We start from the raw sequence: 22,216 nt of genomic DNA on the forward strand, positions 1-22,216 counted from the left end.
GGAGCAGGTGGCTTCGGTGCTGGGTCATGGTTCGGTGGAGGCGGTCGGCGCGGACCGGGCCTTCCAGGAGTTGGGTTTCGATTCGCTGGCCGCGACGGAGCTGCGCAACCAGCTCAACGCCCTGACCGGGCTCCGGCTCCCGGCGACCCTGGTCTTCGACCACCCCAACGCCCTCGCCGTCACCGAGGTCATCGAGGAGGAACTGGCCGCCGCGTACCCGGAGACCGGCCCGGACAGCGGTGGGACGGACACGGAGGACGGCATTCGCCGCGCCCTGTCGTCGATCCCGACCCGGCGCCTGCGGGACGCGGGACTGGTCGAGACGCTGCTCGAACTCGCCGACGAGGCAGGTGCCCTGCCGGACACCGAGCGGGACGCCCTCCTGGCGGCGCTGGACGGCGACGACGAGGACGACCCCGCCTCCGCCGCGCACGACGACGGAACCGTCGAGACCGACGGAACCGGCGAGCACGAGCGTGAGGCCGGCAGCGGCACCGACACCGCTGACGGCGACCCGTCCCGGGCCGGCCTCGACGACACCGAAGCCACCGGCTCGACGACCGGTACCATCCTCACCGGCGCCGACGGCGACAACGGCGACACCCGCGCCCTGCGCGCCGCCCGGGCGGAGACCGCCCGGCTGCGCCGGGACAACCGCAGACTGGCCGCGGCCCGGCACGAGCCCATCGCCATCGTCGGCATGGCCTGCCGCTACCCGGGCGGAGTCACCTCCCCCGAGGACCTGTGGCGCCTCGTCACCTCCGGCGACGACGCGATCGCCCCCTTCCCGCAGGACCGCGGATGGGACCTGTCGATCCTGCGGGACCCGGAGGGCAGGCACCCCGACGGCCTGTACGCCAGGGACGGCGGCTTCCTCGATGCAGCGGCCGACTTCGACCCCGGGTTCTTCGGCATCTCGCCCCGCGAGGCCCTCGGCATGGACCCGCAGCAGCGCCTGGCCCTGGAGATGTCGTGGGAGGCGCTGGAGCGGGCCGGGATCGACCCGTCCTCGCTCAAGGGGAGCAGCACCGGTGTCTTCGCCGGTGTGATGTACCACGACTATCCGGGCAGCGACGGCAACGGCAGCGTCGTCACCGGCCGGGTCGCCTACAAGCTCGGTCTGGAGGGCCCGGCGGTCTCCGTCGACACCGCCTGCTCCTCCTCCCTCGTCGCGCTGCACCTCGCGGTGCAGGCACTGCGGCAGGGCGAGTGCTCGCTCGCCGTCACCGGCGGTGTCACCGTGCTGTCGACGCCCGCCGTGTTCGCCGAGTTCGGCCGCCAGGGCGGACTGGCGCCCGACGGCCGTTGCAAGTCGTTCGCCGCGGCGGCCGACGGCACCGGCTTCTCCGAAGGCGCGGGCTTCCTCGTGGTCGAGCGCCTCTCCGACGCCGTCCGCAACGGTCACGAGGTGCTGGCCGTGGTCCGCGGTTCGGCCGTCAACCAGGACGGCGCGAGCAACGGGCTCACCGCCCCCAACGGCCCTTCCCAGCGCCGGGTCATCCGGCAGGCCCTCGCCAACGCCCGGCTCGCCGCCGACCAGGTGGACGCGGTCGAGGCACACGGCACCGGCACCACGCTCGGCGATCCGATCGAGGCGCAGGCCCTGCTCGCCACGTACGGTCAGGACCGGCCCGAGGACCGGCCGCTGCTGCTCGGCTCGGTCAAGTCGAACATCGGTCACACGCAGGCCGCCGCCGGTGTCGCCGGTGTCATCAAGATGGTGATGGCGCTGCGCAACGGACTGTTGCCCGCCACCCTCAACGTGGACGAGCCGAGCGATCAGGTCGACTGGGCCGCCGGGTCGGTGGAACTGCTCACCGAGCCGCGGCAGTGGACGGGCGGCGACCGCACGCGCCGTGCCGGTATCTCCTCCTTCGGCATCAGCGGCACCAACGCGCACGTCATCATCGAGCAGGCTCCGGCCGCCCCGGCCGGAGCCGGGCCCGGTGCCCCTCGCGCCGAAGGCACGAGTTCCGGCGTGCGCACGGCACCCGTCGTGCCGTGGCTGCTGTCCGCCCGCTCCCGGGACGCCCTGCGCGCCCAGGCGGAGCGGCTGCTCCACCACCTCACGGCGCACGCCCCGACAGCCTCCGGCAACGGGGCCGGGGTGCCGCGCCCGGTGGACGTGGCCCACTCCCTGGCGACCACCCGCACCGCCTTCGAACACCGCGTGGCCGTCACCGGCGCCGACCGGGAGGCCCTGCTCGCCGCGCTCGGTGCCGTCGCGCGGGGAGAGGAGCCCGCGACGACGGCGGGCGAGGGACTGCTCGCCCTGCTCTTCCCCGGGCAGGGTTCCCAGCGACTCGGCATGGGCCGCGACCTGTACGAGCGGTTCCCCGCGTTCGCCGAGGCGTTCGACGCGGTCTGCGCCGCACTGGACGAGCACCTGGAACAACCGCTGCGCGAGGTGATGTGGGGCGAGGACGAGAGCGCGCTCGACGCCACCGCGTACGCCCAGGCCGCGCTGTTCGCCCTCGGGGTGGCCCTGTACCGGCTGACCGCGTCGTGGGGCGTCACCCCCGACTTCGTGGCCGGCCACTCCATCGGCGAGGTCGTCGCGGCGCACGTGGCCGGGGTGTTCTCGCTCGCGGACGCCTGCGCCCTGGTCGCCGCGCGCGGCCGGCTGATGCAGGCGCTGCCGGAGGGAGGCGCCATGGCCGCCGTACAGGCCACCGAGGAGGAGGTGCTGCCGCTCCTCACCGACGGTGTCTCCGTCGCGGCGGTCAACGGTCCGGCGTCCGTGGTGGTGTCCGGTACGGCGCAGGACGTGGAAAGCGTCGCCGCCGTCCTGCGGGAACGCGGACGGCGCACGACCGCACTGCGCGTGTCGCATGCCTTCCACTCCCCGCTGATGGAGCCGATGCTGGAGGAGTTCCGCGCGGTCGTCGCCGGCCTCTCCCCGCGACGTCCCACGATGCCCGTCGTCTCCAACCTGACCGGGGCCGTCGCCGACGCCGACGAGTTGTGCACGGCCGAGTACTGGACGCGGCACGTCCGCGAGGCCGTCCGCTTCTCCGACGGCGTCCGTGCCCTGCACGAGGCCGGTGCGACCCGCTTCCTGGAACTCGGCCCCGACGGCGTCGCGGCGGCCATGGCCCGCGAGTCCCTCCCCGAAGAGGCCGTCACGGTCGCCGCCCAGCGTCGCACCGTGCCCGGTGAGGACGCCCTGGTGGACGCGCTCGCCCGGCTCCACGGCCACGGTGTCCGCATCGACTGGGCGGCGTTCTTCGCCGGCCTCGGCGCCCGCCGTGCCGACCTGCCCACCTACGCGTTCCAGCGGCGCCGCTTCTGGCCCGCGGAGATGATGGCGAGGGGAGCCGGGGCGGAGGCCGCGGGGCTCGCGCCCGCCGACCACCCGCTGCTGGGCGGCGCGGTGGAGCTCGCGGGCACCGACGGCCACTTGTTCACCGGGCGGCTCTCCCAGGGCACTCACGGCTGGCTCGCCGACCACCGCGTCATGGGCGCCGTCCTGGTGCCCGGCACGGCCCTCCTGGAACTCGCGGTCCACGCGGGCACCGTCCTCGGCTGCGACCGGGTGGAGGAACTGACGCTGGCCGCGCCGCTGGTCCTGCCCGAACGGGGCACGGTCCAGGTGCAGGTCGGCATCGGCGCCCCCGACGAGTCGGGGCGGCGCACCGTCGGCATCCACTCGCGGCCCGCGGACGACCCCGGCGCGCCCTGGACCTCGCACGCCGACGGCACCCTGGCGTCCGGGCCCGCGGACACTCCCGCCACCGACTTCGACGCCACGGTGTGGCCGCCGGAGAAGGCCCAGCCGCTCGACGTCACCGGACTCTACGAGCGCTTCGCGGACACCGGGTTCGTCTACGGGCCGGTGTTCCAGGGCCTGCGGGCCGCCTGGAGCAGGGACGGCGAGGTCTACGCCGAGGCGACCCTGCCGGAGAGCGCCGACGGCGGTGCGTTCACCCTGCATCCGGCCCTGTTCGACGCCGGACTGCACGCCGGCGCCCTGGCCGGCGCGGACGAGGACGGCACGACGACGGAGGACACCGGCCCCGGCCGGGTCCCGTTCTCCTGGAACGGGGTGTCCGTGCACGCGGTGGGCGCCTCCGCCGTACGCCTGCGGCTGTCCCGCGCCGACGACGGCACCCTCGCGATCGCCGTCGCCGACACCACGGGCACCCCGGTGGCCACGGTCGCCTCCCTGGTGACCCGTCCGGTCGCCGCCGGGCAGTTCGGCGGTACGGGCGGCGCGGGCCGCGACTCCCTGTTCACCCTGGACTGGGTGGCGGTCGCGGACGCCGGTGACGCCGCCGCGCGCGCCGACGTGACGTACGGCCCCCTCACCGTGGTCGGCCCCGACGCCGCGCTGCTCGGGACCGGCGACATCGAGCGGGTGTCCGGCCTCACCGACCTCGGTGACCGCGCCGGTGACACCACGGACGCCCCGGCCGGCGGCGGTGTGCCGCCGGTGGTCCTGCTGCCGGTCGCCACCGCCCCCGAGGCGGAGCCCGGCACGGACGGCCGGAGCGTGGCCGACGACGCGGCGGAGGCCGCCCGCACGGCGACCGTCAGGGTCCTCGCAACGGTCCGCGACTGGCTCGCCGAGGAGCGGTTCGCCGCCTCCCGCCTGGTCGTCGTGACCCGGGGCGCCACCGATGGCGCCGACCCGGCCGCCGCCGCGGTGTGGGGACTCGTACGCGCCGCTCAGGCGGAACACCCGGGCCGGTTCGTCCTGCTCGACCTGGAGCCCGCCACCGACCCGGCCGGAGCGACGGACCCGGCGGCAACGGCGGACGCGACGCCGGCCCTGCGGGCTGCCGCGCGCTCCGACGAACCGCAGCTCGCGCTGCGCGCGGGCCGGCTGCTGGCACCCCGCCTGGTGCGGACGCCCGCGCCCGCCACACCTGCGCCCACGGGCACACCCGCCCCGGACGCACCTGCCACGGACGCACCTGCCACCGACGCGTCCGCCCCGGACGCACCTGCCACGGACGTGCCGACCGGCTGGGACCCGGAGGGCACCGTCCTCGTCACCGGCGGCACCGGCGGTCTGGGCGCCGCCGTCGCCCGCCACCTGGTCACCGCGCACGGCGTCCGCGACCTGCTCCTGGTCAGTCGGCGCGGCCCGGCCGCCGAAGGAGCCGGACAGCTCACCGCCGCCTTGGAGGAGGCGGGGGCCCGGGTCACCGTCGTGGCCTGCGACGTAGGCGACCGGACGGCCGTGGACGCACTGCTGGCGGACATTCCCGCCGACCGCCCGCTGCGCGCGGTGGTCCACGCGGCCGGCGTCCTGGACGACGGAGTCGTCGACTCGCTCACCCCGGAGAGGGTCACCTCCGTGCTGCGGCCCAAGGCGGACGCGGCCTGGCACCTGCACGAGGCCACAGCGGAGCTGGAACTCGACGCGTTCGTGCTGTTCTCCTCCGTGGCCGGCACTCTCGGCAGCGCCGGACAGGCCAACTACGCGGCGGGCAACGCCTTCCTCGACGCGCTGGCCCGCCACCGCCGGGACCGCGGACTTCCCGCGGTGTCGATGGCCTGGGGACCCTGGACCCGGGGCAGCGGCATGACCGGCGAGCTCACCGAGGCGGACATCGCACGCATGACGCGGGCGGGCATGCCGCCGATGACCCCCGAGCAGGGCCTGGCCCTGTTCGACACGGTCACCGGGCCCGCGGGGTCCGCCCCGGCGGTCATCCCGGTGCGCCTGGACCTGGGTGCCCTGCGGTCCCTGGGCGAAGTGCCGCCGCTCTTCCGGTCGCTGATCCGGACCCCGGCCCGCCGGACCGCCACCGCGGGGGGCGCCACCGCGCCCGCCGACCTCACCCGGCGGCTCACCGGCCTCACCCCGGCCGAGGGCCAGGAAGTCCTCCTCGACCTGGTGCGCGGTCAGATCGCGACCGTTCTGGGCCACGCCGGTCTGACCGACGTCGAACCGACCCGCGCCTTCCAGGACCTGGGCTTCGACTCGCTGACCTCGGTGGAACTGCGCAACCGGCTCGGCGCCCTCACCGGCGTCCGGCTGCCGGCCACGCTGCTGTTCGACTACCCGACGCCCAGCGAACTCGTCGCCCACCTGTACGCCAAGGTCGCCCCCGCCGCCGCGGACGGCCCCGAGGCGGTGCTGGCGGAACTGGACAAGCTGGAGCGCGGCCTCTCCGGCATCGAGGCCGGCAGCGAGGAGTTCGGTGCCCTCTTCGACCAGGTGGCCGGCCGACTGGAGGTGCTCCGCAGCAAGTGGCAGTCGCTGCGGACCGAGGCGGGCACGGCGCCGGGGGAGAAGGCCGGAGACGAGTCCTTCGACTTCGACTCCGCCTCCGACGAGGACATGTTCGACATGCTCGACAACGAACTCGGGCTCTCCTGACCCCCTCCGAGCGTCGGGCCCGCCGAGCGGCCCGAGGCTCGGAGGGACGCCCGGCCCACCGGCCGACGGGGCCCGGTGCCACCGGCACCGGGCCCCGTCGCGTCCACGACGTCTGTGCGCCGGTGCTCCTCCTGGGTCCCACCGGTGGGTGGTGCCCCCCTGAGTACCGGTTCCCATCGGCCGGTGATACCCCCGAGCTACCCGCTACCCGCTGCCTGCTGCCTGCTGCCTGCTGCCTGCTGCCTGCTGCCCGCTTCCCGCGTCAGCGGCGACCGTTTCCCGGGCGGGCGTACGGCGCGACGGGCCTGGTCGGAGCCGGCGGGCTCCCGCGTCGGCGGGCGCGCCGTGCCCGTTCGGGCGAGTGGCGTGCCCGGGGCGGGCGGCGGACGGCCGGCGGGTTCGACGCATCGGACGCGGACCTCCCTACGGCGGGAAAGGCCCGAGGACCGGGGACGGCAAGGCAAAGGCCCGCGGACGCGGGGGTGTGCGTCCGCGGGCCTTCGCCTTGCCCGCACTCCGGGGGGTTCGTGCGGGAGTCAGAGGGGCCGGCGGAAGCCGCGCAGGGCGGCGACCATGCCGACCACGGCGATCACCGCGCTGATCAGCACGGACGGGATCGCGTGGTCCAGGCCCGGCACGTCGAGCGCGAGCGCGCGGCTGGCGTCGATGGCGTACGTCAGTGGGTTGACCGAGGCCACCGCGGCCAGCCAGTCGGGCAGGTCGGCGACGGGGACGTAGGCACTGGAGGCGAACATCAGCGGGAAGATCACGATCAGGGCGAGGTTCTGGAGCGGCTCGGCCCGCCGCAGCCACGCACCTGCCGCGATGAACGCCCAGCCCAGCGAGAAGCTGATGAAGACCGTCAGGCCGGCGGAGAGCGCCAGTTCGGCCGCGCCGCCGTTGGGGGAGTAGCCCAGCACGGTGATCGCCAGCACCATGATGATCAGCACCTGCACGGTGGCGCGCACCAGCCCGACCAGGCTGCGCGCGGCCGGCAGGGCGCCCGGATGGACAGGCAGCGATCGCAGTCGGGCGACCATGCCGTTCTTCTGGTCCTCGACGAGACCCACACCGGACTGCATCGCGGACTGCGCGGCGTTGTCCACGAGGATCGCCGGCAGCACGTAGTCGAGGTAGCTGACGCCCTCCGGGAAGTGCGGCGGCATGCCCATCTTGCTGAACACCTGGGTCAGGACGAACAGGATGACCACCGGTTGGATCAGGCCGAAGAGGACGATGCCGGGGTCGGTCACCATGGCCCGCAGCGACCGCCCGGTCAGGATCCGTATCTGGGCGGGGAGCGAGGTCCCCCCGAACACGGGCGCCGTGCCGGCCGCGGTCCGGGGCGCGGCCGGACGGGGGGCCGGGGGCAGCTGAGTGGTCACGGGGTCGTCCTCCACAGGAGACGTCGGGCGGCGGTTCCGCCCGCCGGGTGTCGCGGTGTTCAGGTGAGGGGGTGTGGCGCCGGGGGCCGGGGTCCTACGCGGGCGCGCGGGACGCGGACTGATCGGCCAGTGCCAGGTACACGTCGTCCAGGGTGGGCTCGCCGAAGGTCAGTTCGGTGGCCTCGACGCCCACCTGGTCCAGGGCCCGGACGACCTCGGCGATCTCCCGGGTGGCGTCGATCGGGACGACGACGGCGCGGGGGTCCTCCTCGCCGACCACCGGGGCGAACCCCGCGCCGCGCAGTGCCGCGCCCGCCGCGTTCCGGTCCTCGCCGGTCTCGAGGGCCAGGGTGACCGTGCGGCGGCCGACGGTCGCCTTCAGCTCGGCGGCGGTCCCGGCGGCGACGACCCGGCCGGCGGACAGCACCGCTATGGAGTCCGCCAGCCGGTCGGCCTCCTCCAGGTACTGCGTGGTCAGCAACACCGTGGTGCCCTGCTCGACGAGACCCTCGACGATCTCCCACAGGTTGAGCCGGCTGGACGGGTCCAGGCCGGTGGTCGGTTCGTCGAGGAAGAGCACCGCGGGCGCGCCGACCAGTGACACGGCCAGGTCGAGGCGGCGTCGCAGGCCGCCGGAGTAGCCGCTCGCCCGCCGGTCGGCGACCTCGGTCAGCTGGAACAGCTCCAGGAGTTCGTCGGCGCGTGCCCGGGCCGCCCGTCGCCCGGCGCCGAGAAGCCGGGCGACCAGTACGAGGTTGTCACGTCCGCCGAGTTGCCCGTCCACGGAGGCGAACTGCCCGGTGAGCCCGATCCGCCGACGGATCTCGACGGGCTCGCGGGCCACGTCGTAGCCGGCGACCGCGGCCCGCCCCGAGGTGAGCGGCAGCGCCGTCGTGAGGATGTTGACCAGGGTGGTCTTCCCGGCACCGTTGTGGCCGAGCAGCCCCAGGACCGTGCCCCGGGGCGCGCTGACGCTCACCGAGTGCAGGGCTTGGACCGGGCCGAAGGACTTGCTGACGCCGTCGGCCTCGATCATCAGGTCACCGGTCCCACCGGCCGGCCAGGACGGGGCGGCGACGGGCGTGACGGTCCGGTTCATGAAAGGTGCTCCCGCTGGTGGGGCCGCGCCGGGTGAAGGGCGGCCGGTGGAAGGCGGAGGACGCTCCGCGCAGGTCGACCGGTCGGCCGGCGGCCGGGCGGGCACGCGTCCGGGGCCCGCGCGGCGGACGGCACCGGACCTCGCCACGGGCACGGACGGTCCCCGGCCCGTGCGCCTGCGGTGGTCGACGGCCCGCGCGCCGTGCCCGAACGGGCGCGCCCGCGACCGATTCGGGCAGCGGACGTGCCGGTGCGCGTGTTCCTGCGCGCGTCCGAACGTACGGCGGGCAGGGCGCGGGTCCGGGTGGAAGAGGTCACCGGATACCGCCGGCAGCGGCGTCGGTCGACCCGGTCGTGCCGTCCGCGGCGTCCTCGGGAAGGCACGACTCGGTCGTGCCGTCCGCGGTGTCCCCGGGAAGGCCGGCGCCGTCCATGAGGCGGAACAACTCCTCGTCGGACGCGGAGTCCAGGTCCAGCGGACCGGCGGCGCGGGCCGTCGTTCCGTTCCGGGCGGGGGCCCAGCGGCCGGCCAGGGCCCGCAGCCGGGTCCCCGTACCGGTGTCGAGGACGGCGCCGGAGACGAGCAGTGCCTCCAGCTCGTCCACGAGGCAGGCCGCGTCCCGAGGGCGCCGAGGACCGGAGGGCCGGAGCCCGTCGCGCACGAGGCGGGCCACGGCGGCGGGGGAGGGGTGGTCGAAGACCAGGGTCGGAGGCAGCCGCACGTCGGTGGCGGCGGTCAGGCGGTTGCGCAGTTCCACGGCGGTCACGGAGGTGACGCCGAGGTCGGTGAACACGGTGTCCGCCCCGGCGTCGGCGGGGAGCCCGCCGCCCACCACAGCCGCCAGCTCGCCCCGCACCAGCTCGATGACCAGGGCCTCGGCCTCGTCCTCGGACAGGACGGCCAGCCGCTCCGCCAGCTCGGCCCGGGAACCGCCGGCCGTGGCGGTTGTCGCCGGCAGCCCCACGGCCACCGCCGAGGAGGGCACCGAGGCCAGCCAGTACGCCTCGTGCTGGAAGGCGTAGGTCGGCAGATCCACCGCGCGAGCTCCCGGCAGGGCCGCCCGCCAGTCCACCGGGAGACCGGCCGCGTGCAGGCGCACGGCGGTGGTGAGAAGGGCACTCGCCTCCTCCTCGCCGTCCGCGCCGCGCAGCGCCGGCTCCACCAGGAGTGCGGCGGTCGGCTCCCCCTCGCCCAGGCACTCCTCGACCATCGGGGCGAGCGCGGCCTCCGGGCCCAGCTCGACGTAGACGGTGGTGTGCTCCTCGGCCAGCCGGCCGACCGCGTCGGCGAACCGCACCGTGTCCCGGACGTGGCGTACCCAGTGCTCCGGGTCGCGGGCCTCCTGAGCGGTGAGCGGCCGGCCGGTGACGCAGGAGACGAGGGGCACGGTGGGCGCGTGGAAGGACAGGCCGGCGACCGTCTCGCGGAAGTCGGCGAGCATCGGCTCCATCAGCGGTGAGTGGAAGGCGTGGCTGACCGCGAGGAGCCGCGTCCGGTGTCCGGCGGCGGACAGTTCGGCGGTCAGCTCCGACAGGGGCTCCTCCGCGCCGGACAGGACCAGGGAGCGGGGCCCGTTGACGGCGGCGACGGCGACCTCGCGGGTACGGTCCGCGAGCAGGGGCAGGACCTCCGCCTCGGAGCAGCCCACCGCGACCATGGTCCCGCCCGGTGGCAGCGCCCGCATCAGCCGGCCGCGTGCCGCGACCAGGACGCAGGCGTCCTGGAGCGAGAGCACGCCCGCCACGTGGGCCGCGGCGATCTCGCCCACCGAGTGCCCCACCAGCCGGTCGGGGACGGTCCCCCAGGACTCGAGGAGCCGGTACAGGGCCACCTCGAAGGCGAACAGCGCGGGCTGGGCGTAGCCGGTTCCGTCGAGCGACGCCGCCTCCTCGCTGCCCGGAGCGGCCCACATGACCTGGGTCAACGGCCGTTCCAGCAGCGGATCGAGGAGGGCGCACACCTCGCGCAGCGTCGCGTCGAAGACGGGGAAGGCGGCGGCGAGCCCGCGCCCCATACCCGGGCGCTGGCTGCCCTGCCCGGTGAAGACGAACGCCGTCTCCGCCGGACCTCCCGTCAGGGCGCGGACGGCGCTCCCCGGGGCCTCCCCGCGGGCGAACGCCTCCGCGGCGGCCCGGAGTCCGTCCCGGTCGCCGCCGGTCAGCACGGCCGCGCGCGGGTGCAGCGTACGGGTGGTGAGCAGAGAGTAGGCGATGTCGCGGCCGGACACCTCGGGGTGGGCGGCGGCGTAGGCGGCCAGCCGTCGGGCCTGCCCGCGCAGCGCGTCACCGTCCTTCGCCGACACCAGCCACGGCACGGCGGCGGCCGGGTGAGCGGAGCCCTCGGGGGCCGTGCCGTCGCCCGGCTCCCGCGCGGGGACCGGATCCGGAGCCTCGGCCAGGATCAGGTGGGCGTTGGTCCCGCTGATGCCGAAGGACGAGATCCCGGCGCGCCGCGCCCTGCCGACCTCGCGGGGCCAGTCCCGGGCCTCGGACAGCAGCCGTAGGGCGCCCCGCCCCCAGTCCACCCGCGTGGTCGGGGTGTCCGCGTGCAGGGTGCGCGGGAGCAGGCCGTGCCGCAGGGCCAGCACCATCTTGATCACGGCGGCGGCGCCCGCGGCGGCCTGGGTGTGCCCGAGGTTCGACTTGACGGAGCCCAGCCACAACGGCCGTCCCGGCGGCCGGTCCTGTCCGTAGGTGTCCAGCAGGGCTTCCGCCTCGATGGGGTCGCCCAGGGCGGTGCCGGTGCCGTGCGCCTCGACGGCGTCCACCTCGTCGGCGCTCACTCCGGCGTCGGCCAGGGCCTGACGGACGACCTGGCGCTGGGCGGGGCCGTTGGGCGCGGTGAGGCCGTTGCTCGCACCGTCCTGGTTGACGGCGGAACCCTGGATCACGGCGAGGACGGGGTGGCCGTTGCGGTGGGCGTCGGACAGCCGTTCGAGCAGCAGCAGGCCCGCGCCCTCGGACCAGGCGGCGCCGTCGGCGCCCTCACCGAAGGATTTGCAGCGGCCGTCCGGTGAGAGGCCCCGCAGCCGGGAGAAGCCGGTGAAGGCGGCCGGGGTCGCCATCACGGCCACTCCGCCGGCCAGCGCCAGGTCCGACTCCCCGGTCCGCAGGGAGCGGCACGCCAGGTGCAGGGCGACCAAGGAGGACGAGCAGGCCGTGTCCACGGTCAGCGCCGGGCCGTTCAGACCGAGGGCGTAGGCGATACGACCGGACAGCGCGCCGCCCGCGGTGCCCACCGGCAGCAGGCTCTCCAGGTCCCCGGCCGCGTCGGCCGCGCCCGCGGCGTAGTCGTGGTACATCGCGCCGGTGAACACGCCGGTGCGGCTGCCGCGCAGCGTCTCGGCGTCGATCCGGGCGCGCTCCACGGCCTCCCAGGCGGTCTCCAGCAACAGCCGCTGCTGCGGGTCGGTGGCGAGGGCCTCCCGCGCGGACATCTGGAAGAACCCGGCGTCGAAGTGGGCCGCGTCGCGCAGGAAGCCGCCCTCGCGGGCCACGGAGGTGCCGGGGGCGTCGGGGTCGTCGCCGAAGAGGGCGTCCAGGTCCCAGCCCCGGTCCTCGGGGAAGGCGGACACGGCGTCGGTGCCCTCGCGCAGCAGCTCCCACAGGGCCTCGGGGGAGTTCGCGCCGCCGGGCAGGCGGCAGGCCACGGAGACGATCGCGACCGGTTCGCCGTCACCGGCAGCCGTACCCTTCGGTCCCGCCACGCGGGCCTCCCCGTGCGGCCGGTCCAGTCCGGCCAGTTCGCGGGCCAGGGCGGCAGGGGTGGGGAAGTCGAACGCGAGGCCCGCGGGCAGCGGCAGGCCGGTGGCCTCGGCCAGCACGTTGCGCAGCCGCACCGAGGCGATCGAGTCCAGCCCATGGGCGCGGAACGTGGTGTCCGCAGAGATGGGCGCCGACGGGGTGCCACCGTCCTTCTCCCCGCCGGAGGCGGCGGTCACCTCGGCGACCGAGGCGATGACCAGGTCGAGTGCGGTGCGCAGGTCGGGGCGGACCACGTCGTCCGGCGGGGGCGCGGGACGCGCGGCGGCCTCGGCGAGGAGCCGCTCGAGCGCCAGGCGGTTGATCTTCCCGGCGGGGGTGCGGGGCAGTTCGGGCAGCACCACCAGCTCCAGCGGGATCTTGTACTCCGCGAGGCCCAGCCCGCGCAGGAACGCCGTGGCCTCGTCGAGCCCGACGGTGCCGCGCGGGCGCACCGGCGCACCGCCCGAAGCGCCGGCGGTGCCCGGGCCCCCGTCCTCCGCCGGGCGCTCGGTGACCACGAGTACCGGGTACTCGCCCAGCCGCGGGTCCGGCTTGGCGACGACGGCGAGCGGGCCGATGCCGGGCAGGTCGGCGAGGAGCGCCTGGACCTCCACCGCGTTGAACTTCCGGCCGCCCACGTTGATCAGTTCGGCGGACCGGCCGTGGAAGACGACCAGCCCGTCCTCGCCGATCGAGGCCAGGTCGCCGGTGCGCAGCCAGCCGTCCCGCGACACCGCCCGCCCGGTCAGCCCGGGCTCGCCGAGGTAGCCGCGGAACATACTGGGACTGCGGTAGTGCAGTTCGCCGGGCTCACCGGGCGGGCACGGGCGGCCGTCCTCGTCCAGGACGCGTATCTCGGCGTCCCGCGTGGGGCGGCCCACGCTGTGGGAGGCCACGTCCGGCGGGTCCCCGGCCAGGCTGCTGGTGCCGTTGCCGGCCTCCGACATGCCCCACACCACCACCAGGGCCGTGTCCAGGGCCTCGCGCACCGAGCGCACCAGTGCCGGGGGCAGGGCGGCCCCCGCGGTGAGGACCCGGTCGGGACGGAAACCCGCGCCGTCGGCGGAGTCCGCCACCCGGGAGACCACGTCGTGCAGTTGCGCGGGCACCGCGACCACCACGGTCGGGTGCTCCCGCCGGGCCAGCTCGAGGAACCGGTCGACGTCCCAGGTGTCGAGGAGCACCTGGCGGCCCGCGCGGAACAGCGCCGAGTACGCCGACTGCAGGCCGAAGCAGTGGGTCAACGGGCAGGCGGTCAGCACCGTACCGGCGTAGGCGTCGGCCGAATCCTCGGTCGCGGCGCGGGAGTTGGTGAGCAGTCCGTCGTGGGAGTGCACACAGATCTTGGGCCGTGCGGAGGTGGTGCCGGAGGACGGCAGCAGCAGGAACGGAGACTCGGGACGCACCTCGACGGGGAGGGGCCGCTGTCCGGAGAAGCGCTCCAGCACCCCGGTCACGGTCCGCGTGCCGGGGGTGGCCGTGTCGCCGGTGACCAGCACGGCGCGCAGTGCGGGCAGCGCCTCGCGCAGCGTCGCCGCGGCCAGCGGCCCGCCGTCCTCCTGCGTGTGCGGCGGCGTGACGAGGGCGGCCGGGCCGACGCGTTCCAGCAGGACCCGTACGTCGGCGGCGGCGTTGCCCTGGTGCACGGGCATGGTGACGGCCCCGACCTCGGCGGCCGCCAGATGCAGCGTCAGGTACTCCCAGCTGTTGGGCAGATGCAGGGCCACCACGTCACCGGGAGCGATCCCCGCCTCCTGAAGACCGCGTGCCAGCGCGTCCACCTCGGTCCGCCAGGCGTTCCAGGTCCGGGCGCGCTCCCCGTCGAGCAGGGCCGTCGCGTCACCGCCGCGGCGCACCGCCGAGGTGAACACCTCCGGCAGGGTCAGCCCGTCCAGGGACCGGCCGGTGGCACCGGGCGGATCGGTCGCGTAGTCGTTTGCGTGGACGGGCACCATCACTCCCGGGATGTCGAGCGTCGCCGTCGTGCGGGGATCGGCTCAAGGCTCTTGCCGAGCGGTCCGGGTTTTCCCTAGAGATGCGGGCTGGGTACGGGCGTGGCGGGGACAGGAGCCGGCCCGGGGCGAGGGACGGCTCCCGTCGCGGTCACCGGGTGACGGCCGACTCCGCCGGCACCACCGGTGGAGGCTCGGGGGCCGCCGCGGGGATGCCGGCGGGCCCGGGGAGATCCCCACCGGACGCCTCGCGGCCGGGGAAGCGCGCACCGAGCAGTCGCAGCATCGGGGTGGCCTTGACCGCCGTCTCCTCGAACTCGGCCGCCGGGTCGGACAACGCGATGACGGCGCCGCCGACGCCGTAGCGCAGCCGGTCGCCGCTGACCACCAGGGTGCGTATGACGATGGACAGGTCCACCGCGCCGGTCAGCGAGAAGTAGCCGATCGCTCCCGAGTACACGCCGCGCGGTCCGCCCTCGAGACGGTCGATGACCTGCATGGTGCGGATCTTCGGGGCGCCGGTCATCGACCCGCCGGGGAAGGCGGCCCGCACCGCGGCCACCGGACTGGTGCCCGGTCGCAGCCGGGCCCGGACGGTACTGACCAGCTGGTGCACCGTCGCGTAGCTCTCCACCTGGAACACCGGGTCGGCGACGACCGAGCCGACCTCGGCGCACCGCCCCAGGTCGTGCCGGACCAGATCGACGATCATCAGGTTCTCGGCACGGTCCTTCTCGGAGGCGGCCAGGTCCTCGACCAGCCGGGCGTCCTCCTCGGGGGTGGCGCCGCGCGGCCGCGTGCCCTTGATCGGCTTGGACTCCATGGCGCCGTGCCGGTCGATGCGCAGGAACCGCTCGGGTGAGCTGCTGAGCACCGCCAGCGGACCGAAGTGCAGGTACGCGGCGAAGGGCGCGGCGCTCAGCCGGCGCAGCGCCCGGTAGGCCTGCCAGGGATCGAGGTCGGTGCCGGCCTCGGCCATGTTGGTGAGGCAGACCTCGTAGGTCTCGCCGGCGGCGATCTCCTGCTGGCAGACGTCGATCATCTTGAGGTAGGCGTCCCGGTCGTGCCGCAGCTCCACGGGGCCCGCGGTGCACTCGGGCGCCGGGGGGCACGGCGCCGGCGGCCGGCCGACGATGTCGTCGAGGGACGCGGTGGCACCGGCGAGCCAGGCGCGGGCGGCGTCCTCGTCGCCGTCCTCGGCGAGCGCGAGCAGGTACCCGGTGTCGGTGCGGTGGTCGAGGACCAGGGCGCGGTCGGCGAAGACGAGGACGGCGTCGGGGTCGGGGGAGCGGTGGGCGGCGTCGCCGCCGCACTCGGCCTTCAGCTCGTAGCCCAGGCAGCCCACCCAGCCGAGGGCGAACTCGAAGGGCAGCTCGGGCACCTCGGTGCGCAGCCCCGCCAGGTCGTTCTCCAACCAGGACAGGAAGGACCCCGAGACGGTGCGGCTGGTGCCGGCGGCGGTGACCGTCACGGTGCCCGCCTGCACGTCGGCCCGGGCGATCCGGGCCAGGGGGCCCGAGGCGTCACCCATCACCGACAACTGGCCCAGGCGACCGCCGGGCTGGCTGCTGTCCAGCCAGAAAGGGTGCTCACCGGTGCGGAACAACGTGTCGAAGGCGACCTCCGCGTCCCAGCGCGCAGGCAGCCGCTCGGCGAGCACCCGCAGCCGCCGGACGGAGCCGGGCGCGTGCGGGGCGGACCGCGCGGCGTGAGCGGACGTGGCGCAGGCGGCGGGCGCGGGAGCGGTGCCTACCGGGCCCGCGCCGCCGCGCCGTGAGGAGTGGTACCGCTCGGTGAGCCGGCGGAAGTTGTCCAGGAGGCGGTGCCCCTCCTGGGTGCCGATCGACTCCGGGTGGAACTGCACGCCCCACAGCGGCAGCGTGCGGTGGCGCAACGCCATCAGCACCCCGTCCGACGACCAGGCGGTGGCCTCGATCTCCGGCGGCAGATCGGTCACCGCCAAGGAGTGGTAGCGCACGACCTCCAGCGGGTGCGGCAGCCCTTCGAAGAGACCGGTTCCGTCGTGCCGTACGGCGGAGGTCCGGCCGTGGCGCGGCTCGGGCGCGCGGTCCACGCGTGCGCCGTGGGCGAGCGCCACGCCCTGGTGGCCCAGGCAGACGCCGAGTACGGGCAGCCGGCCTTCCTCCGCGACCCGGGCGCACAGGCCGAAGTCGGCGGGCCGGTGCGGGGTGCCGGGGCCGGGGGAGAGCACCACGTTGTCGAACGCGTCGAGCAGCCCGGGCCGCCAGGCCGGATCGTCGTTGCGGATGACCTCGGGCTCCCGCCCGTTGACCCGGGACAGGTAGTGGAAGAGGTTGTAGGTGAAGGAGTCGTAGTTGTCGACGAGAAGTGTGCGCATGGTGTCCTTGTCCGGGGGCGCGGGAGCGGAAAGTGACGTGAAGGGCGACGGACGGGGTCGCCGTCCGGCCGTGTGCGGGCTCTCCGGTGATGCGTCGGCCACGGCCGCGGTGAGCGGACTCGGGCACGGCACCGACGGGCGTACGCCGGTCACGGCTCCAGCACCGGCCCGGGCGGCGCCTGCCTCGCCCGGGCGGGGCGCTCAGGAAGCGGTGGCGGGCGGGGCCGGGTCGAGGGCGCGTGCGATCTCGGCCTGGACCGCCGAGAGGTGCTGGGTGAGGAAGAAGTGACCGCCGTCGAACACCCGCAGCCGGAACGGACCCGTGGTGTGCTCCTGCCAGCGCTCGGCCTCCGCGACCGTGGTCAGCGGGTCGTCCCGGCCGGTGAGGGCGGTCAGGGCGCAGCGCACCCGGCGGTCGGGCGGGCAGGAGTAGGTCTCGATGGCGTGGTAGTCGCCGCGCAGCGCGGGCAGAGCCATGCGCAGGATCTCCTCGTCGCCGAGGACGCCGGCGGCGGTGCCGTTCAGCCGCTTCATCTCGGCGACGATCCCGTCGTCGTCGCGCAGGTGGACCTCCTCGGTGCGGGTGGCGGAGGGGGCCCGGCGGCCGGAGGCGAGGAGGGTGTGCGGCCCGGCGTCCCGCTGCTCCAGGCGCCAGGCCGTCTCGAAGGCGAGGGCGGCGCCCATGCTGTGCCCGAAGAACACCGTCGGCCTCTCGTCCAGGGCGAGGAGCTGCTCGGTGATCAGGTCGGCCAGGGTGCCGAGATCCGTGACGCAGGGCTCCCTGCGCCGGTCCTGACGGCCGGGGTACTGCAAGGAGATGACCTCGGCCCGCGGTGCGAAGCGCGCCGAGACCGGGTGGTAGAAGCTGGCGGAGCCGCCGGCGTGCGGGAAGCAGACCAGCCGGACGGCGTCGGTGCCGGCCGGGTGGTAGCGCCGCAGCCACAGGGCCCGGGTGTCCTCAGCGGTGGTCACGGTGGGTGTCCTTCCGATGTTCTTGCTCTGGTGGTTCCGGCTCGGTGGTGCCGTCGGCCGGGGGTTCAGTCCTCGTGGACGGTGATCGAGCCCGACGGGCACAGGTCGCCCGCCTCGTGGACCGCGTCCGCGTCCTGGGAGGCGGGCTCCTCGTGCAGCAGGACCACGACGCCGTCGTCGTCCTGGTCGAAGACCGCGGGGGCGTTGAGCACGCACTGGCCGGCGCCGACGCACCGTTCGCTGTCGACGGTGACACGCATGATCGTCTGGCTCCTCGGGTGGCAGGGCGGGGGTGGTACCGGCGGCTACCAGCGCACCGGCAGTTCGTGCAGTCCGAACAGGATTCCGTCGTACTTGAAGGCCAGTTCCTCCATCGGGACGGCCAGTTCCAGGGTGGGGATGCGCTCGAACAGCCTGCGGTAGGCGACGTCCATCTCGACCCGGACCAGGTTCTGGCCCAGGCACTGGTGGACGCCGTATCCGAAGGCCACGTGCCGCCGCTCGGACCGCTCGGGATCGAAGGCGTGCGGGCAGCCGAAGACCTCCGTGTCGTGGTTGGCGGCGGCCAGCAGCGGGACGATGCCCTCACCCTTGCGGATCACCTGGCCCGCGATCTCCACGTCGTCCACCGCGACGCGCAGCGCCACCATGTCGGCCACCGAGTGCAGCCGCAGCAGCTCCTCCACGGCCCGCTCGTCGCCGGCCCACCGCGGGTGGGAGAGCAGGGTGACCACACCGAGCCCGATGTTGTTGGCGGTGGTCTCGTGTCCGGCGATCAGCAGGAGCAGCAGGACGCCCGAGAGTTCCTCGTGGCTGAGCTGCCCCGTCGACAGCAGGCGGCTGATCAGGTCGTCGCCGCGCCACTTGTCCTTGATGGCGATCAAGCGGTTGATGTAGCGCAGGAGCTGACGGGTCGCCGTGGCGCGCTGCTCGTCGGTGGAGGTGCGGATGGCGACGAGGGTGCGGGTGCGGGACTCGAAGAAGTCCCGGTCGGCCGGGGGCACACCGAGGAGGGAGGAGATCACCAGGGACGGTACCGGCAGCGCGAAGTCGTTGACCAGGTCCGCGGTGGTGCCGCCGGCCAGCATGGCGTCGATGCGCTCGTCGACGATGCGCTCGACGGCGGGACGCAGCTCGCGGACGCGGCGCACCGTGAACTCGGGGATGAGGACCTTGCGGAAGCGGTCGTGCTCGGGGGAGTCCAGTCCCACGAACCAGCCGGGGATCTGGTCCTGCTTGGGCACGCCCATCGTCTCGCCGACGTTGGGGAAGCCCTCGTTGTCGGGGTTGGCGCTGATCTTCGGGTGGGTGAGCACCGCGCGCACGTCCTCGTGCCGGGTGACCAGCCAGATCGGTACGCCGTTGGGCAGGTGGGACCGCACCAGGCCGCTGTGTCGCCGGTGGCCGGCGTACTGGGACAGCGGCAGCGGCTCCTCGGGTGTGCGCAAGGGGAAGTCGACCACCGTGGGGCCGGTGCTGGTCGTCATGTCCGTTCCTCGTCTCTCGTCGTGCGGTCGCGGTGCCGCGCCCGCGTCGGGCGGGCGGCGCGCGGGCCGGCCGGTCAGCCGGAGGTGTAGAACTCCCGGACGGCTCCGGCGATGTACTCCTGGTCGGCGGCGGTGAGCCCGGTGTGGGTGGGCAGGTACAGGCCGTCCTCGCTGAAGCGGTGGGCGTTCAGGGCCGGCCACACCGGGTCCAGGTAGCCGGGCTGGCGGCTCATCGGCTTGAAGAACAGCCGGGTCTCCACGCCGCGTGCGTCGAGGTGGGCGCGCAGTTCCTCACGGCGCTCGGCGCGCAGGTCGTACATCCACAGCACGTCGCGGGGCGGCATCAGCGTGATGCCGGGGACGTCCTCGAGGGCGGCGTCGTAGCGGGCCTCGATCTTCCGGCGCGCGGCCAGGATGTCGTCCAGGCGCTCGACCTGGGCCAGTGCCACGGCGCCCTGCATGGCGGTCATGCGGTGGTTGTAGGCCAGCTTCTTGTGCAGGAAGCTGTGGTCGCGGGTGAAGGCCATCGCCCGCAGGTGTTCGAGCTGCCGGGCGAGCCGAGGGTCGTCAGTGAGGCAGACGCCGCCCTCACCGGCCGTGATGATCTTGTTGGCGAAGAGCGAGAAACACGCGATGTCCCCCACCGGGCGCACCCCGTGCGCCTCGGCGGAGTCCTCCACCACGCGCAGGTTGTACTGGTGGGCGATGTCCATGATCGCGTCCATGTCGCAGCGCCGCCCGTAGACGTGCACCGGCATGATCGCCCGCGTGCGCGGGGTGATCTTCTCCTCGACGCGGGTGACGTCGATGTTCAGGTCGTCCGCGCAGTCGACGAAGACGGGGGTGGCGCCGGTGTAGGTGACGGCCCACGCCGAGGCGATCATCGTGAACTCCGGCACGATCACCTCGTCGCCCGGGCCGACGCCCAGCGCCCGCAGCGCGAGGGTGAGGGCGGCGGTGCCGGAGGAGCAGGCGACACCGTGCGCCACGCCGTTCCACTCCGCGAAAGCCTCCTCGAAGCGTCGTACGTACGGCCCTTGGGAGGAGATCCAGCCGCCGGACACGGCGTCGGTGACGTATTCCAGTTCGCGGCCGGTCAGGAAGGGCCGGGAGACGGGGTGGGTGAAGGCCATGGGGTCCTCGTTGCTGTCGCTGGGCTGGGACTCGGCGGGATGCGGCCGGTGTGCCGGGCGGCTCACGCCGCCGCGAGCAGGCCGAGTACGGTGTCCGCGGCGGCCCCGCGGCCGCCGGCCGCCTTCTGCAGCTCACCCAGCCGCTCGGCCCGCTCGCGGAAGGACGAGTCGGACGTGACCCGGGTCAGCTTGTCCACCACGTCGTCCGGGTCCACGGTGTGCGGCTTGTCCAGGGTCAGACTGATGCCGAAGTCGCGGCCGCGGACCGCCTGGTCGAAGCAGTCCACCCACAGCGGACGCACCACCTGCGGCTTCCCGAAGTAGACGCCCTCGTGGTAGGCGTTGCCGCCGCCGTGCGAGAAGAACACCGACACCTTCGGGTGGGCCAGCACGTCCAGTTGCGAGGGCACCCAGCTCTCCACCCGCAGGTTCGGCGGCAGTGACGCGGCCGGCGGCAGCAGGTGCTGCTGCTCCTCCGGCAGCTTCCACAGGAACTGGTGCGTGCCCGACATCCGCCGGGCCACCTCCACCAGCGCGGCGACCTCCTCGCGGGTGAGGCGGGTGATGGTGCCGAAGCCCATGTAGACGACCGAGGTCTGCTCGTCCAGCCACCCCGCCACCGCTCGGTCGTCCGGGGCCTCCGGCAGCGGCGGCAGCACGGCTCCCACCAGACGCACCTTCTCGGGGACGTCGAAGGGGTAGTCCAGCTCCGCGATGGACGCGCACAGCACGGCGACGGCCTCGTCCACCCGCGTCATCGCGTTGGGCGGGGCGATGCCCAGTTCCTTGCGGATCGCCGCGTCCTCGCGCAGCGCCCTGCCCATCTCCGGGTGCAGGAACATGCCGAGCGTGCGCCACTTGAACAGGGCGTTGGCCAGCTTCTGGCGGCCTGACATCGCCAGCGGCAGACCCGAGTTGGGAACGGGGAAGTTCTTCGGGGTGTACGAGGCGCCGAAGGGGTTGTGCGAGGTGAGGACGTTGCTGGCGACGAACGGCACGTTGAGCACGTACGGGATGCCCCGGGCCAGCGCCAGGTCCACCGCGAAGCCGGCCACGCAGTCCACCACCATGAGCGCCGGCCGCACCTCGTCCACCACGCGCTCCAGCTCACGGTACTTGCGCGCCTGCAGCGCCGGCTTGTACGACTGGCGCACCACCGCGCGGTGCGCCTTGTACCGCGAGGACTGCGTGACCTCGCGGTACACCGCGTCGTTCCAGGTCACCGCGGACAGCTCGGAAAGCGTCTCGCCCAGTGAGGCGAAGGACACCGCGGACGCGGCGGCGAGGGCCTTCACATCCCCCCGCCGGTGCTCGTCGGTGGCGAACCACAGGTCGGGCACACCGCGCCGGGCCAGCTCCCCGGCCAGCACCAGCAACGGGTTGAGCAGCCCGCTCTCGGGGAGGCTGACGAAGAGGATCGGCCGAGCGGCGGAGTCCATGAGGGCCCTTTCACGAAGTGAGTGCCGTGGTGCGCCCCCACGGCCCGCCGGTCGGCGTGCCACGGGCGCGCGGGCGCGATGACGTGCGGCCTGCCGGCCGGGTCGGACACGGAGGTCGCCGACCGCACCACCACTTGATCTCACGGCCACGACGGGGGAATTCCTTAGATTTCTCGCTCAAGGGAGGCGAGAGACCCCTCCGGGGCCTACGTGTGACATATACGTAGGCATGGCGCGTACAGAGCAGGGCAGGCGTCCGGTCACCGCCGGCAGGCGGGCCCATGGCGCCGCGGCCCCGTGGGCCACCGCGCCATCC

10 protein-coding genes are annotated in these 22,216 nt (G+C 74.6%); 1 reads left to right on the top strand and 9 read right to left on the bottom strand.

Annotated elements, in window-relative coordinates; all coding sequences use genetic code 11:
- A partial coding sequence (locus ACIQ6R_RS34965; RefSeq protein WP_404225879.1) for an SDR family NAD(P)-dependent oxidoreductase occupies positions 1–6,331 on the top strand: 6,331 nt, incomplete at its 5' end.
- A gap of 536 nt (positions 6,332–6,867) precedes the next feature.
- Here the strand turns inward: ACIQ6R_RS34965 and ACIQ6R_RS34970 are convergent.
- The 9 genes from ACIQ6R_RS34970 to ACIQ6R_RS35010 form a co-directional block, all read right to left on the bottom strand.
- Positions 6,868–7,716 (bottom strand): ABC transporter permease, encoded by an 849-nt coding sequence (locus tag ACIQ6R_RS34970; protein WP_100047061.1) that lies wholly within the window; start codon positions 7,714–7,716, stop codon positions 6,868–6,870.
- Between the two features lie 94 nt (positions 7,717–7,810).
- On the bottom strand, positions 7,811–8,815 hold the full coding sequence (locus ACIQ6R_RS34975) for an ATP-binding cassette domain-containing protein (protein ID WP_404186056.1): 1,005 nt from the start codon (positions 8,813–8,815) through the stop codon (positions 7,811–7,813).
- Positions 8,816–9,128: 313 nt separating this feature from the next.
- Positions 9,129–14,513 (bottom strand): beta-ketoacyl synthase N-terminal-like domain-containing protein, encoded by a 5,385-nt coding sequence (locus ACIQ6R_RS34980; RefSeq protein ID WP_404225881.1) that lies wholly within the window; start codon positions 14,511–14,513, stop codon positions 9,129–9,131.
- Between the two features lie 148 nt (positions 14,514–14,661).
- Positions 14,662–16,869: an aminodeoxychorismate synthase component I gene (pabB, locus tag ACIQ6R_RS34985; protein ID WP_404225882.1), complete on the bottom strand. Its 2,208-nt coding sequence runs from the start codon at positions 16,867–16,869 to the stop codon at positions 14,662–14,664.
- A 201-nt stretch (positions 16,870–17,070) separates the two neighbouring features.
- Positions 17,071–17,841 (bottom strand): thioesterase II family protein, encoded by a 771-nt coding sequence (locus tag ACIQ6R_RS34990; protein WP_404186062.1) that lies wholly within the window; start codon positions 17,839–17,841, stop codon positions 17,071–17,073.
- A 65-nt stretch (positions 17,842–17,906) separates the two neighbouring features.
- Positions 17,907–18,101 (bottom strand): ferredoxin, encoded by a 195-nt coding sequence (locus tag ACIQ6R_RS34995; RefSeq protein ID WP_404186064.1) that lies wholly within the window; start codon positions 18,099–18,101, stop codon positions 17,907–17,909.
- A gap of 45 nt (positions 18,102–18,146) precedes the next feature.
- Complete coding sequence (locus ACIQ6R_RS35000) at positions 18,147–19,328, bottom strand: cytochrome P450 (RefSeq protein WP_404225883.1); 1,182 nt, start codon at positions 19,326–19,328, stop codon at positions 18,147–18,149.
- 74 nt (positions 19,329–19,402) lie between these two features.
- Positions 19,403–20,461, bottom strand: coding sequence for a DegT/DnrJ/EryC1/StrS family aminotransferase (locus tag ACIQ6R_RS35005; RefSeq protein ID WP_404226079.1), 1,059 nt, complete (start codon positions 20,459–20,461; stop codon positions 19,403–19,405).
- A gap of 62 nt (positions 20,462–20,523) precedes the next feature.
- Positions 20,524–21,900, bottom strand: a complete 1,377-nt coding sequence (locus tag ACIQ6R_RS35010) for a glycosyltransferase (RefSeq protein WP_404225885.1) — start codon at positions 21,898–21,900, stop codon at positions 20,524–20,526.
- Positions 21,901–22,216: the final 316 nt, after the last annotated feature.

It is taken from the genome of Streptomyces sp. NPDC096048, assembly GCF_044763415.1.
Taxonomy (GTDB): Bacteria; Actinomycetota; Actinomycetes; order Streptomycetales; family Streptomycetaceae; genus Streptomyces.